A 13,349-nucleotide genomic window follows, 5' to 3' on the forward strand; every position below is an offset into this window, starting at 1 on the left:
CCCGCCATCTGACCATCTGGCGCCATGCTCTACGAAGAGATCGAACCCCTGGATCCCGCGGTCGCGGCCGGCCGGCTGAGGCGGCTCGGCGGCCTCGCCTTCCTCGACAGCGCCATGCGCCACGAGACGCTCGGCCGTTACGCCTTCGTCGCCGCCTCGCCCTTCGCCGGCTTCAAGGTCGACGCCGCGGGAGCTACGCTCGACGGCGCGCGCCTGCCCGGCCCGCCGCTGGCGGCGCTGGCCGGCGTGCTGGCCCGCCACCGCTGCGAGACGGTTGCCGGCCTGCCGCCGTTCCAGGGCGGCGCGGCGGGATTCGTCGCCTATGATTTCGCGCATCACCTGGAGCGCCTGGCGGTGCCGCCGGATCTCGATCCGGCGCTGCCGACGATGCGCTTCGGCCTCTACGACACGGTGCTGGCGTTCGACCTCGTCGATCGCCGCGCCTTCCTGATCTCGACCGGCGACCCGGCCGAGGGCGCCGGGCGGGAGGCGCGGGCCCGCGCGCGCATCGCCGCCTTCCGGGAGGCCCTGGCAACGCCGGAATCGGCAGCCGCCGCGATGCCTGCCGGCGGCCTCGACTGGCACTCGAACTTCTTTGCCGCCCCCTATCGCGACGCGATCGAGCGGGTGCGCGAATACATCCTCGCAGGCGACATCTACCAGGCCAATATCGCGCAGACGTTCCAGACGGCGCTGCCCGAGGGCTTCGACGCCTTCGAGCTGTACCGGCGGCTGCGGCAGACCAATGCCGCGCCCTTCGCCGCCTTCCTCGAATATCCCGACCTTTCCATCGCCTCCTCGTCGCCCGAGCGCTTCCTCAAGCTCGCGGGCCGCACGGTCGAGGCGCGGCCGATCAAGGGGACCGCCAGGCGATCCGCCGACCCCCAAGAGGATCGCGCGCTGGCGGAGGCGCTGCTCGCCTCGGAGAAGGACCGGGCCGAGAACGTGATGATCGTCGACCTGATGCGCAACGACTTGTCGCGCGTCTGCGAGGCGGATTCGGTCGAGGTGCCGGTGCTGTGCGGGCTGGAATCCTACGCCGCCGTGCACCATCTCGTCTCCGTCGTCACCGGCCGGCTGCGGGCGGGGCAAACCGCCGCCGACCTCGTCGCCGCCACCTTTCCGGGCGGTTCGATCACCGGGGCGCCGAAGCTGCGGGCCATGGACATCATCACCGAGATCGAACGCACCGCCCGCGAGGTCTATTGCGGGTCAATCGGCTATCTCGGCTTCGACGGCACGATGGATCTCAACATCGCCATCCGCACCGTCAGCTTCCGCAACCGGCGAGCACGGCTGGCGGCCGGCGGCGGCATCACGGTGCTGTCGGATCCCGCGGCGGAATACGAGGAGACCTTCACCAAGGCGGTGAAGGTCTTCGCCTCGTTCGAGGCGCCGCGATGATCCTCGTTCTCGACAACTACGACAGCTTCGTCTTCAACGTCGCCCGCTACATCGAGCGGCTCGGCGGCGAACTGACGATCCTGCGCAACGACGCGACGACGGTCGACGCGGTGGAAGCGCTGCGACCGGAAGCGGTGGTCATCTCGCCGGGGCCGTGCAGCCCCCGCGAGGCCGGGATCTCGCTGGAACTCGTCCGCCGCCTGTCGGGCCGGCTGCCGATCCTCGGCGTCTGCCTCGGCCATCAGGTGATCGGCGAAGCCTTCGACGGCAAGGTGACGCGCGCTATCCGGCCGATGCACGGCCGCGCCTCCGTCGTGAGCCATGCCGGGACGCGGCTCTTCGCCGGGTTCGAGGGCCCGACGACGGTCGGTCGCTACCACTCGCTGATCGTCGAGGAGACCGCGGCGATGCACGCCGCCCTCGCCGTCGACGCGCGTTCCGCCGAAGGCGAGATCATGGCGCTGTCGCACCGGGCGCATCCGACCTACGGCATCCAGTTCCACCCCGAATCCGTGCTCACCGAGGACGGCGAGCGCATCTTCCGTAACTTCCTCGATCTCGCGGAGCGATGGCATGGCCGAGTTCTGGCTTGACGGCGGCTTCGTCGCGTCCGGCCCGGCGGTCGGCGCCGACGACCGGGGCCTGCTGCTCGCCGACGGCGTCTTCGACACCTCCCTGGTGCTCGGCGGGCGGGTGTTCCGCTCCGCGGCGCATCTCGACCGGCTGGCGGCGGCGGCGGCACGGCTGGAGATCCCGGTGGCGCGCGCCGATCTCGCCGCCGCCCTCGACGCGCTCGCCGCCCGGCAGCAGAACGGCTCCATCCGGCTGACCCTGACGCGGGGTCCCGGACCCCGCGGCCTCGGCTATCCGCCCGAGCCGCATCCGACGCTCATCGGCGCGTCGGCCCCCCTCTCGGCGGCCGCGATGTTCGCGCCGCTGCGGCTGGCGCTGTCGCCGATCCGGCGCAACGAGACGTCGCCGACCGCGCAACTGAAGTCGCTGGCCTATCTCGATGCCGTCCTCGCGCAGCGGGCGGCGCGGCAGGCGGGGGCCGACGAGGCGCTGTTTCTCAACGGCGTCGGGCGCGTCGCCTGCACCGCGCTCGCCAATCTGTTCCTGCTCACCGGCGACGAGCTGGCGACCCCGCCGCTCGACGACGGCTCGCTGGACGGCATCACGCGGCGCTGGGTGCTCGCCCATGCCGCCGGCTTCGGCCTCACCGCCCGCGAGCGTCCGCTGGCGCTCGACGATCTGGCGCGCGGCTCGATCCTCCTCACCAACAGCCTGCGACTGCTGGCCCCGGCCACGCTGGAGGGACAGGACGTACCGGGCGACCCGCGGATCGCCGCGATGATGCGCGGCCTCTGCGCGGCGATCGAGGCCGAATGCGGGATCGACCCGCGCAGCCTCGGGGCGGTGATCCGTCCGGCCTGAGGCCGCTCAGCCCGGCGGGCGGGATCGGGTTCCGGCGGCCAGCAGCCAGGCCGGATCGAACCAGGTGTCGGCCTCGCCGTCATAGGGCAGCGTGTTGATGTCCCAGTGCCGCACGAAGCGGGCGTAGACGTCCCAGACCGCCGGTCCGCCGCCGACATAGACCACCCGGCCGGGAAAGCGCGACAGCACTTCCTCGGGATCATCGGACGAACGGATCTCGACCAGGGTCCGGTCGCGATGGGCGAAATCCGGAAAGGATGCGATGGTGCGGGGGCCGGCGATGACCACGTGGCCGCGGGTGATCTCGAAGAAGCGCTCGACATCCTCGGTGTAGACCCGCTCCGGCCGGCCTTCCCACGGCATGCCGCCGTCGAGGCCAAGCTGCCCGCTGCGCCCGATCGCGCAGATCACCCTCACATCCGCCATTCCGCTCCCTCTCCGCTGCCGTTGCATGATCGTGGCCGCCCTGATGCTTCCGCCCGAACCGGGGTCCGAAGCGGTGGGCCGTGCCGGACGGCGGAACCGTGCCGGCCAAAGAATAGTTGCCTTCACATATACCAATATAATGTTCGTCACCCGGCTATCGGTTCTAAGCGCTGCATGGACATGCAACTGACTTCCCCCACTTCCGCCGACTCGCGACGCCCGGATATCGGCGCGCCAGTCATCGTTCCGTCGCTGCTGTCGATCGCGAAGTCGACGCGGGCCTTCCTCGCGCTTCTGCTTGCCGAGATCGGCCTGCACCCTGGCCAGGACCAGTTGATCGACCGGCTGGACCCGAACGCGCCGGTCAGCGTCTCGACGCTGGCCGAACAGCTAGCCGTCCGGCCATCGACCGTCTCGAAGATGCTCGACCGGCTGATCGAGAAGGAACTCGTCGCCCGCATCGCCAACAGCCGCGACGCCCGCCGGACGATGGTCCAGCTGACGCCGCTCGGCGAGCAGGCGCAGACCTCGATCCGCAACCTGTGGCGGCGCCTCGAGACTGATCTCGTGGCCTCGATCCCGGTGGAGGACCTGGAAATCCTCGACCGCTCCCTGGCGCGGACCGGCGAGCTCCTCACCCAGAAGCTTCGCCGGCTTCGCTGAGACGATCACCGTGCCGCGCTCGCATTGACGCCCGTCGCGGCGCCTGCGATGGCAAGCGGAAGGCGCGGCAGGGGAACGGCGGCTTGGACCAGACCATCATCATCGACAGCGGCACGCTGAGCGCCGAGATCGTCACCGCCGGCGCGGCGATCCGCGCCCTGCGGCTCGCCGGCTTCGACCATTCGCTGGTCGTCGGCGTCGGCGACCTCGCGCATTACGAGACCGGCAACCGCGACTATTTCGGCGCGACGGTCGGCCGCTTCGCCAACCGCATCGGCGGCGGGCAACTGACCATCGACGGCGCCCTCCACCAGCTGGCCTGCAACGACCCGCCGAACCATCTGCATGGCGGACCGGACGGCTTCTCCACCCGCTTGTGGTCCGTCGAGGCCCGGCACCGCGATCGCGTCACCCTCTCCTATGTGTCGGAGGACGGCGAGGCGGGCTATCCGGGCCGCCTGTCCTGCCGCGCGACGTTCTTCGTCTCGCCGGAGGGCGAACTGTCCATCACCTACGAGGCGGAGACCGACCGGGCGACCGTCGTCAATCTCAGCTCGCACCTCTACTTCAACCTCGACGGCAGCGAGGATGTCGGCGACCACCTGCTGCAGGTCTTCGCCGACGACTATCTGCCGATCGACGAGGGCACGCTTCCCGACGGTCGCATCCTGACGGTGGAGGGCGGCGGCTTCGACTTCCGCGCCCCGCGCAAGCTGCGCGATGCGCCGGCGCTTCTCGACCATAACTACTGCCTGGCAGGCGATCGCTCCGCGACACTGCGGCCGGCCGCGATCCTCACCGGGCCGGAGACGGGTCTCAGCATGACGCTGCAGACCAGCGAGCCCGGCCTGCAGGTCTACGACGGCTCCAAGCTCGACGGCAGCTTCGCCGATCTCGCCGGTCGGCCGATCCGCGCGCGGGCGGCGGCGGCGCTCGAGCCGCAGGTCTGGCCGGATGCGCCCAACCGGCCGGACTTCCCGCAGGCGCTGCTACGCCCGGGCGAGCACTATCGCCATTTCAGCCGGTACCGGTTCACAAATCCGGGCCGAATCTGACGCCCGGGAGGGGCGGCGCGGGCGCCTTTTCGAAGGCGTTCATCATGCACTGCAATATTCGGCCGGCCGCCCCGGCTTCGCTATTCAAAAGTCGCAATCGCGCCTATTCTGGGCGCCAACGTAAATCTCGCCAGAGCCGCTAGCGCCCCGTGAAGAACCTGAATAACGCGTCCCGCCGCACTGCACTCAAGACGGCGCTCGCCGCCGGGCTGGCATCGCTCCTTCCCCCCTCCGTTTTCGCCCAGGATGCCGCGCCGACTCCGCCGGCCGGCACCACCGTCGGAACGACGGATGCGCCGTTCACCTTCGACAGCCTGTCGGAGCAGATGCGCGAGCGGGCCACCCGCCCCTACGAGGCGCCGGCCAACGAACTGCCCGACGTCGTCGCCAATCTCGACTACGACCAGCACCGGGCGATCCGCTACCGCCCCGACCATGCGCTGTGGCGCGCCGAGCCGGTCGACTTCCACCTGCAGGCTTTCCACCCCGGGTGGATCTTCCGGGAAACCACCCACGTCTTCATCGGACGCGACGGCATCTACGAGCCGCACACCTTCACGTCGGAGGATTTCGAGTACCGTCCGCCGCTCGACCCGGCGGCGTTCCAGGGGCTCGGCCTCGCCGGTATCGCCGGTTTCCGGATCCACGCGCCGCTGCAGCGGCCGGACTACTACGACGAGCTGGTGACGTTCCTCGGCGCCAGCTACTTCCGCGCCCTCGGCGTCGGCAGCCGCTACGGCCTGTCGGCGCGCGGCCTGGCGATCAACACGGCGACCGGCGAGCAGGAAGAGTTTCCCCGCTTCAACGCCTTCTACATCGACGCGCCGCGGCCGGGCGAGCGCTCCATCCGGCTGATGGCCGAGCTCGACAGCCCCAGCGTCGCGGGCGCGTTCCTGTTCGTCATCACCCCCGGCCTGCAGACCGAGATCGAGGTCTCCAACCGCCTGTATTTCCGCAACGAGGTGTCGCGGCTCGGAATCGCGCCGCTGACCTCGATGTTCACCTTCGGCGAGAACGACCGGGCGGGCCGCGACGACTTCCGGCCCGAGGTCCACGATAGCGACGGCCTCTGCATCGAGCGGGCCGACGGCGAGCGCCTCTGGCGCCCGTTGAAGAATCCGCAGACGCTGTCGCTGTCGTTCTTCCGCGAGACCAGCCCGCGCGCCTTCGGCCTCTTGCAGCGCGACCGCGCCTTCGCCAGCTACGAGGACACCGAGGCCCGCTACGAGTTGCGGCCCTCGCTGCTCGTCGAGATGCTGGGCGAGTGGGGCGCCGGGACGATCGCGCTGGCGGAGATCCCGACCGATTCCGAGGCGAACGACAACATCGTCGCCTTCTGGGTTCCGGAGACGCGGCCGGCCGCCGGCAGCGCGATGGAATTCCGCTACCGCATGTCCTGGGGCCTCGACGCGCAGGCGCCGACGAGTCTCGCGACGGTCACCGGCACCTTCGTCGGGGTCGGCGGCAACGCCGCGGCCACGGAGACGGATCCGGCCATCCGCCGCTTCGCCATCAACTTCGAGGGCGGCACCATCGCGAACCTGCCGGAGGATGCGGAACTCCAGCCGCTGATCGACATTTCTGCCAACGCAGTGCTGCTGCACTCGGGAATGTCGCGGCTTCCAGGTGGAGGCTGGCGCCTGTCGCTCGAAGTCGAGCGGCAGGATTCCGAACCCGTGGAAATGCGGGTGAAACTTTCCATGCTGCAGCGCATTATAAGCGAGACTTGGCTCTATCAATGGACGGGCACCCTATGAGCACCGTGGCAAATAACGACATGCAGACCAATCTCGGCTCGCTGATCGGCCGCCCCGATCTCTCGGACGACGTGATCGCGAGCGCGCTTTGCGAGCGGCTGCGCGCCGAAGGCCGGCCGGACGGGGATGTCGAGCATATACTGCATTCGGCCCGCCATTCGGAAACCGCAGCTTCCTTGCTGCGCACGATCGCGGTTCCGGCGCCGTCGGCGAAGCTGCCGATGCCGACGCAGCAGCTGGCCTCCGCGCGCCGGCGGTTTTCGTTCGGCGGCGGTTTCGCCAAGCTCTCGGTCGGCCGCTGAGCCACGGTCGCATTGAGCTTGGCGGGCGATCGCTGATCGCCGCCGGCGGGACTGCCAGGGAAGGAAGACGGCGTTGATCACGCTGAAGCGGATTGTCTTCGCCGTCGCCTCGGCCCTCCTGGCGGCGCTCGCGACCTACCTGTTCTTCGTCGTCGTCACCGTCAACGGCGTGACCAATTTGCACTTCGTGCAGGTCGGCCTGCTGATGCTCTGCTGCCTCTGGCTGGCCTGGGGCTTCAACATGGCGCTGGCCGGCATCCTGGTGCCGCAGAAGAAGCGGCTGACCGTCGATCCCGTGCGCTGGCGTAGCGACAGCCGCACCGCGATCCTCATCCCCGTCTACAACGAGGACGCCCGCGCGGTGTTCGCCCGGGCCGCCGCGATGATCGAGGGGCTGCGCCGCATCGGCCAGCTCGACCGCTTCCACGTGCACGTGCTGAGCGACTCGACCCGATCGGAATGCGTCGACGCGGAACGCGAGGGCACTCGGCTGCTGCTCGCCGAGCTCGGCGTCGCCGGCCGCCTCTACTACCGGCATCGCGAGAAGAACATCGGCCGCAAGGCTGGCAATATCGAGGATTTCGTCACCAATAGCGGCGGCGCCTACGACTACATGCTGGTCCTCGACGCCGACAGCCTGATGCGACCCGAGACCATCGTGCAGATGGTGGCGCGGATGGACGCCGATCCCGAACTGGCGCTGCTCCAGACGCAGCCGCTGATCATCGGCCGGCGGACGCTGTTCGGCCGCGCGCTGCAGTTCTCGGCCGCTCTGTTCTCGCCGATCTTCTCGCGCGGCATCGCCGCGCTACAGGGCCGCGAGGGCCCGTTCTGGGGCCACAACGCCATCATCCGGGTGCGCGCCTTCGCCGCCTGCTGCGGCCTGCCGACCCTCAAGGGCCGGCCGCCCTTCGGCGGCCACATCCTCAGCCACGATTTCGTCGAGGCGGCGCTCCTGGCGCGCGGCGGCTACAAGGTGCGGGTCGATCCCGATCTCGAGGGCTCCTACGAGGAAGCCCCGTCCAACATCATCGAATACGCCAAGCGCGACCGGCGCTGGTGCCAGGGTAATCTGCAGCACGGCAAGCTGCTCGGCGCGCCGGGTCTCAAGCCCTGGAGCCGCGTCGCGCTGGTCAGCGGCATCATGGCCTACGCCGCCTCGCCGATCTGGCTGATGTTCCTGATCGTCAGCCTGCTCGATCCGATCCTCGCTCCCGAACCCAACTATTTCCCCGCCGACTCGCTGTTCCCGGTGTTTCCGCGTCCGGAGACGCAGAAGGCGCTGCTGCTGCTGTTCGGCATCTTCGTGCTCCTGCTGCTGCCCAAGACGCTGATCACCTTCGGCAGCGCGCTGACACGGCGGCGGCGGCGTTTCGGCGGCGCCCTGCCGGTTATCGCCGGCGCCACGGTGGAGCTGGTGATGACCAGCATCCTCGCCCCGGTGATGATGATGTTCCAGTCGAAGGCGGTCGCCGAGATCCTCGTCGGCGCCGACGCCGGCTGGCCGGCGAGCGAGCGCGAGGACGGCAGCCTGCCGCTCGCCACCGCCTTCCAGGCCAGTTGGTGGATGGTGCTGGCCGGCGCCGCGGTGCTGCTGGCGACGATCAGCTACGCCCCCGACCTCCTGCTCTGGACGCTGCCGATCGCCGTGCCGCTGGTCACCGCGCCGCTGCTGATCAGCGCCACGGGCAGCCCTGTCCTTGGCGACTGGGCGCGCCGCTGGCATCTGTTCGAGACGCCCTTCGAGGCCGATCCGGAGCCGGTGATCCGCGACGCCGCGGTCTGGCGCCAGCGCCTCGCGGTTCTCGACCGCCATCGCCCCGACCTTGAGAATGACATGATGAAGGGACCAGGGATGCTGCCGGATCCCGCTTGAGTCCTATTTCATCAGCATGACCATCGCCGCATCGCCTGTTCCTGCCCTCCCGTCCCGCGACCAGCGGGTCGATTTCTGGCGCGGCATCGCGCTGGCGATGATCTTCATCAATCACATTCCCGGAAATTTCTGGGAGGACTACACGTCCCGCAATTTCGGCTTTTCCGATGCGGCGGAGGTGTTCGTCTTCCTCGCCGGCTTCGCGTCGGCATTCGCCTACGGCCGTCTCTTCCTCGCCGGCGATCGGCTGGTCGCCTCGCTGCGCGCGGCGCGCCGGGCGGGCGTCCTCTATCTCGTCCACATCACCCTGACGGTGGCGGCCGTGGCGATCTTTTCCTGGGCCGCGCTGGCGCTCGGCGAGGGCGCGATGATGCGCAATATCGGCCTCGCCCAGTTCATCGCCATGCCGCTCGAGACGATGATCGGCTTCGCCGGGCTGGGGCACCAGCTCGGCTACGTGAACATCCTGCCGATGTACTCGGTGCTGCTTCTGATGCTGCCGCTGCATCTCTGCCTCGTCGCGATCGGCCGCAACGTCATGCTCGCCGCCGCCGTGGCGATGTGGATCGCGGCCTATCTCTGGCGCATCGACGTGCCCGCCTACCCGCTGCCGGGCGGCTGGTTCTTCAACCCGTTCGCCTGGCAGCTGATCTTCGCCGCCGGCCTCTATTGCGGCTTCCGCAGGATCGAAGGCAAGCCCGGCTTTCCCTATCGCGCCTGGCTGTTCTACGCGGCGCTCGCCTATGTCTTCGTGTCGTTCCTGACGATCCGCCTCGATCTCTGGTGGCTGTGGGGCGCCTACCCGCTGCCGACGATCCTGACCGGCTTCGACAAGACCTATGTCAGCATACCGCGGCTCCTGCACATCCTGGCGATCTGCTACCTTTTCGCCAATGCGGCCCCCAGTTCGCCCTTCTCCCGGGTGACGCGGGACAACGTGTTCACGATGATGGGGCGGCACTCGCTGCCGATCTTCGCGGTCGGCACCGTCCTGTCGCTGGCCGGCCAGGTGATCAAGCACGGCGAGGCGCCGGATTTCCTGTTCGACACGCTGCTGATCGGCGGCGGCCTGTTCGTCCAGGTCCTGCTGGCGCGCTATCTCGACTGGTGGCAGGTGGCCTCGAAGGTCGCGCGCCCGGCCTCAGGTCTCAAGCCGGCGCGGCCGGTGCCGGGCCATTCGCCCGTGCCGCTGCGGCTTCCGCCCCGCCCGGCCCCGGCCGCCGCGCCCGCCGAGAACACCAAGCCCGGCATCGCCTGAACGAAAAAGGGCGCCCGTTGCGGGGCGCCCTCGTCTGTTGTGCGGCGATGTGCTGGCTCAGCGCATGACCGGCATGATGAACTCGGCACCGTCCTTGATGCCCGACGGCCAGCGGCTGGTGATGGTCTTGGTCCGCGTATAGAAGCGGAACGCGTCCGGGCCGTGCTGGTTGAGGTCGCCGAAGCCCGAGGCCTTCCAGCCGCCGAACGTGTAGTAGGCGAGCGGCACCGGGATCGGCACGTTGATGCCGACCATGCCGATATTGATGCGGCTGGCGAAGTCGCGGGCCGCGTCGCCGTCGCGCGTGTAGATCGAGACGCCGTTGCCGTATTCGTGCTCCATCGGCAGCGACAGGGCCTCCTCGTAGTCCTTGGCGCGGACGACGGACAGCACCGGGCCGAAGATCTCGGTCTTGTAGATGTCCATGTCGCGGGTGACGTTGTCGAACAGGCAGGCGCCGACGAAGAAGCCGTTCTCGTAGCCCTGCATCTTGAAGCCGCGACCGTCGACGACGAGGTCGGCGCCCGCCTCGACGCCGCTGTCGATCATGCCGAGGACGCGCTTCTGCGCCTCGCCGGTGACGAGCGGGCCGAAATCGACGTCGTCGCCGGCCGTGTAGGGTCCGATCTTCAGCGCCTCGACCTTAGGGATGAGCTTCTCGACCAGCCGGTCCCCCGTCTCCTTGCCGACGGGTACCGCGACCGAGACCGCCATGCAGCGCTCGCCGGCGGCACCGTAGCCCGCGCCGATCAGCGCGTCGGCCGCCTTGTCGAGGTCGGCGTCCGGCATGATGATCATGTGGTTCTTGGCGCCGCCGAAGCACTGCACGCGCTTGCCGTTGGCGCAGCCGCGCGAATAAATGTAGTGCGCGATCGGCGTCGAGCCGACGAAGCCGATGGCCTGGATGTCGGGGTCGTCGAGGATCGCGTCGACCGCGCCCTTGTCGCCGTTGACGACGTTGAGGATGCCCGCCGGAAGCCCGGCCTCGAGCATCAGTTCCGCCAGCATCAGCGGCACCGACGGGTCGCGTTCGGAGGGCTTGAGGATGAAGGCGTTGCCGCAGGCGATGGCCGGGGCGAACTTCCACATCGGGATCATCGCCGGGAAGTTGAACGGCGTGATGCCGGCGACGACGCCGAGCGGCTGGCGCACCGAATAGATGTCGATGCCGGGACCGGCGCCCTCGGAGAATTCGCCCTTCAGCAGATGCGGTGCGCCGATGCAGAACTCGACCACCTCGAGGCCGCGCTGCACGTCGCCCTTGGCGTCGGGTACCGTCTTGCCGTGCTCGCGCGACAGCGTCTCGGCGAGCTTGTCCATGTCGCGGTTGAGCAGTTCGACGAACTTCATCATCACCCGCGCCCGGCGCTGCGGGTTGGTCGCCGCCCAGGCCGGCTGCGCCGCCTTGGCGTTCTCGACCGCGGCGCGCATCTCGTCGGCGCTGGCCAGCGCGACCTGTGCCTGGACCTCGCCGGTGGCGGGATTGAACACGTCGGCGGTGCGACCGCTGCTGCCGGCGACGCGCTTGCCGCCGATAAAGTGACCGATCTGTTCCATGGGATCCTCCTCCGGATTTTTGGTTGGGTCCTTTCTCTGCCGCCCGCCGGCAAAAGCCAAGCCTCCCCAGCGCCCATCCGATGTGCGTATATTGACGTCCCTTCCGCATAGGGATGAGCAATGAACGTCAATTGGGACGATGTCCGGCTGTTCCTCGCGGTGGCGCGGGCCGGCCAGATCCTCGCCGCGGCGCGGCGGCTGGAACTGAACCACGCCACCGTCGGCCGGCGCCTCACGGCGCTGGAGGCCGGCTTCGGCGCCCGTCTCCTCGACCGGCGCCCGAACGGCTGCGAGCTGACCGAAGCCGGCCGCACCTTTCTCGAGCAGGCCGAGCGGATGGAAGCGGCGATGCTGGCGGCCCGCGCCGGGGTGGGCGGCGCCGACGTCGCCCTGTCCGGCAGCGTCCGGGTCGGCGCGCCGGACGGCTTCGGCACGATGTTCCTCGCCCCGCGCCTGTGGCGGCTGACCGACACGCATCCGGACCTCACGGTGCAGCTGGTGCCGGTGCCGCGGGCCTTCTCGATGTCGCGGCGGGAGGCCGACATCGCCATCACGATCGAGCGGCCGCAGGCGGGACGGCTGGTGGCGGCCAAGCTGGTCGACTATTCGCTCGGCCTCTATGCCGCCTCCGCCTATGTCGCGGCCCACGGCGCGCCGCTGTCGCTGGCAGACCTGCCGCGTCACCGGCTGGTGGGGGCGGTCGAGGACCTGCTCTACAGCCCGCGCCTCGCCTATCACGCCGACATCGTCGCCGACTGGCCGGCACGCTTCGAGGTGTCGAGCGCGCTGGGCCAGACCGAGGCGGTGGCCGCCGGCGCCGGCATCGGCATCCTGCACGGCTTCATGGCCGGCGGGCGGCCGGGTCTGGTGCGTGTCCTGCCGGCCCTGTCGATCCGGCGCAGCTACTGGCTGGTGTTCCACGAAAGCGTCCGCGACGTCCGCCGCATCGCGGCGGTGGCGGACTTCATCCGCGGCGCGGTCGAGAAGGAGCGCGGGCTCTTCGCCTGACACCCCCGGGGCGTCAGGCGGAGAGCCGGGCGATCAGCCGCCGAAGTCGGGCAGGTTCTCGATCTCGTCCTTGGTCAGTGCGGTCCGCAGCCGCCCCAGATCCAGCCGGACATCGGTGAGCATCAGGATGACCGTCTTGCCGCCGAAGCCGAGGAAGCCGCCGATCTCGACGCTGATCGCCTGCGGCTGGCCGTTCTGGTCGCCCAGCACCGCATTGACCTCGCCGATCTCCTCGTCGTCGGCGCCGATCACCTGCAGGTCCTTGACCTGGCCGGTCATCAGGTTGAGCGAGATCACCGGCGTATCGTCGGAATCGATCGCCGCCATCACGCCCGAGGCCGGCGCCGCCGGCGCTTCGGCGGGAGCGGCAGGCGCCTCTGCCGCAGGCGCCTCGGACGGAACTGGTTCGGCCTGCGTTTCGGCAGGGGCTGCCGCAGGCGGCGTGGCCGCGGACGGGGTACTGGCGTCCTGGGCCAGCGCGGAAAGGGCGGAGGTCGAGAGCAGCAGGGCGGCGAGCAGGACAGGCTTCACGGATACGGTTCCTTCAAGTGGGCAGCGCGGCGCGCATGCCTCGCCAATCCTGATCGATGTAGGGCGCGCCGGCATGAC

The 13,349-nt window shown here is 69.5% G+C and carries 13 protein-coding genes; 10 read left to right on the top strand and 3 right to left on the bottom strand.

Features of this window, described 5'->3' with window-relative positions; all coding sequences use genetic code 11:
* Window positions 1-24 precede the first annotated feature (24 nt).
* Genes pabB through LXB15_RS17505 form a run of 3 tightly spaced genes read left to right on the top strand, consistent with a single transcriptional unit; the run spans window position 25 to window position 2,838 of the window.
* A complete protein-coding gene (gene pabB, locus LXB15_RS17495) occupies window positions 25-1,404 on the top strand; it encodes an aminodeoxychorismate synthase component I (RefSeq protein ID WP_233949658.1) in 1,380 nt (459 codons plus the stop codon).
* Window positions 1,401-1,997: an aminodeoxychorismate/anthranilate synthase component II gene (locus tag LXB15_RS17500; RefSeq protein WP_233949659.1), complete on the top strand. Its 597-nt coding sequence runs from the start codon at window positions 1,401-1,403 to the stop codon at window positions 1,995-1,997. Before pabB ends, LXB15_RS17500 begins: the two co-directional genes overlap by 4 nt.
* The gene (locus LXB15_RS17505) at window positions 1,978-2,838 is read left to right on the top strand and encodes an aminotransferase class IV (RefSeq protein ID WP_233949660.1); all 861 of its coding nucleotides are present in this window, start codon (window positions 1,978-1,980) and stop codon (window positions 2,836-2,838) included. Before LXB15_RS17500 ends, LXB15_RS17505 begins: the two co-directional genes overlap by 20 nt.
* Window positions 2,839-2,844: 6 nt before the next feature.
* Here LXB15_RS17505 and LXB15_RS17510 read toward each other — a convergent pair whose 3' ends face one another.
* Window positions 2,845-3,264: a dihydrofolate reductase gene (locus tag LXB15_RS17510; protein WP_233949661.1), complete on the bottom strand. Its 420-nt coding sequence runs from the start codon at window positions 3,262-3,264 to the stop codon at window positions 2,845-2,847.
* 174 nt (window positions 3,265-3,438) lie between these two features.
* Between LXB15_RS17510 and LXB15_RS17515 the strand changes: the two genes are divergently transcribed.
* The 6 genes from LXB15_RS17515 to LXB15_RS17540 all read left to right on the top strand — a co-directional run bounded on the left by LXB15_RS17515 (window position 3,439) and on the right by LXB15_RS17540 (window position 10,175).
* Entirely contained in the window at window positions 3,439-3,927 is a 489-nt protein-coding gene (locus tag LXB15_RS17515) for a MarR family winged helix-turn-helix transcriptional regulator (RefSeq protein WP_233949662.1), read from the top strand.
* Window positions 3,928-4,010: 83 nt separating this feature from the next.
* On the top strand, window positions 4,011-4,982 hold the full coding sequence (locus LXB15_RS17520) for an aldose epimerase family protein (RefSeq protein ID WP_233949663.1): 972 nt from the start codon (window positions 4,011-4,013) through the stop codon (window positions 4,980-4,982).
* 149 nt (window positions 4,983-5,131) lie between these two features.
* The gene (locus LXB15_RS17525; RefSeq protein WP_233949664.1) at window positions 5,132-6,739 is read left to right on the top strand and encodes a glucan biosynthesis protein; all 1,608 of its coding nucleotides are present in this window, start codon (window positions 5,132-5,134) and stop codon (window positions 6,737-6,739) included.
* Entirely contained in the window at window positions 6,736-7,041 is a 306-nt protein-coding gene (locus LXB15_RS17530; RefSeq protein WP_233949665.1) for a hypothetical protein, read from the top strand. The genes LXB15_RS17525 and LXB15_RS17530 overlap by 4 nt, the downstream gene beginning before the upstream one ends.
* Window positions 7,042-7,069: 28 nt before the next feature.
* Window positions 7,070-8,917, top strand: coding sequence for a glucans biosynthesis glucosyltransferase MdoH (mdoH, locus tag LXB15_RS17535; RefSeq protein ID WP_255696862.1), 1,848 nt, complete (start codon window positions 7,070-7,072; stop codon window positions 8,915-8,917).
* Window positions 8,918-8,933: 16 nt separating this feature from the next.
* Window positions 8,934-10,175, top strand: coding sequence for an OpgC family protein (locus tag LXB15_RS17540; RefSeq protein ID WP_233949667.1), 1,242 nt, complete (start codon window positions 8,934-8,936; stop codon window positions 10,173-10,175).
* A 57-nt stretch (window positions 10,176-10,232) separates the two neighbouring features.
* Here the strand turns inward: LXB15_RS17540 and LXB15_RS17545 are convergent, their stop codons facing one another.
* Entirely contained in the window at window positions 10,233-11,732 is a 1,500-nt protein-coding gene (locus tag LXB15_RS17545) for a CoA-acylating methylmalonate-semialdehyde dehydrogenase (RefSeq protein ID WP_233949668.1), read from the bottom strand.
* A gap of 120 nt (window positions 11,733-11,852) precedes the next feature.
* On the opposite strand from LXB15_RS17545, the gene LXB15_RS17550 reads away from it, so the two are divergent.
* Window positions 11,853-12,740, top strand: coding sequence for a LysR family transcriptional regulator (locus LXB15_RS17550; protein WP_233949669.1), 888 nt, complete (start codon window positions 11,853-11,855; stop codon window positions 12,738-12,740).
* A 33-nt stretch (window positions 12,741-12,773) separates the two neighbouring features.
* Here the strand turns inward: LXB15_RS17550 and LXB15_RS17555 are convergent, their stop codons facing one another.
* Window positions 12,774-13,271 (bottom strand): PRC-barrel domain-containing protein, encoded by a 498-nt coding sequence (locus LXB15_RS17555; protein ID WP_233949670.1) that lies wholly within the window; start codon window positions 13,269-13,271, stop codon window positions 12,774-12,776.
* Window positions 13,272-13,349 lie beyond the last annotated feature (78 nt).

It is taken from the genome of Aurantimonas sp. HBX-1, assembly GCF_021391535.1.
In the GTDB taxonomy this organism is placed as follows: Bacteria; Pseudomonadota; Alphaproteobacteria; order Rhizobiales; family Rhizobiaceae; genus Aurantimonas.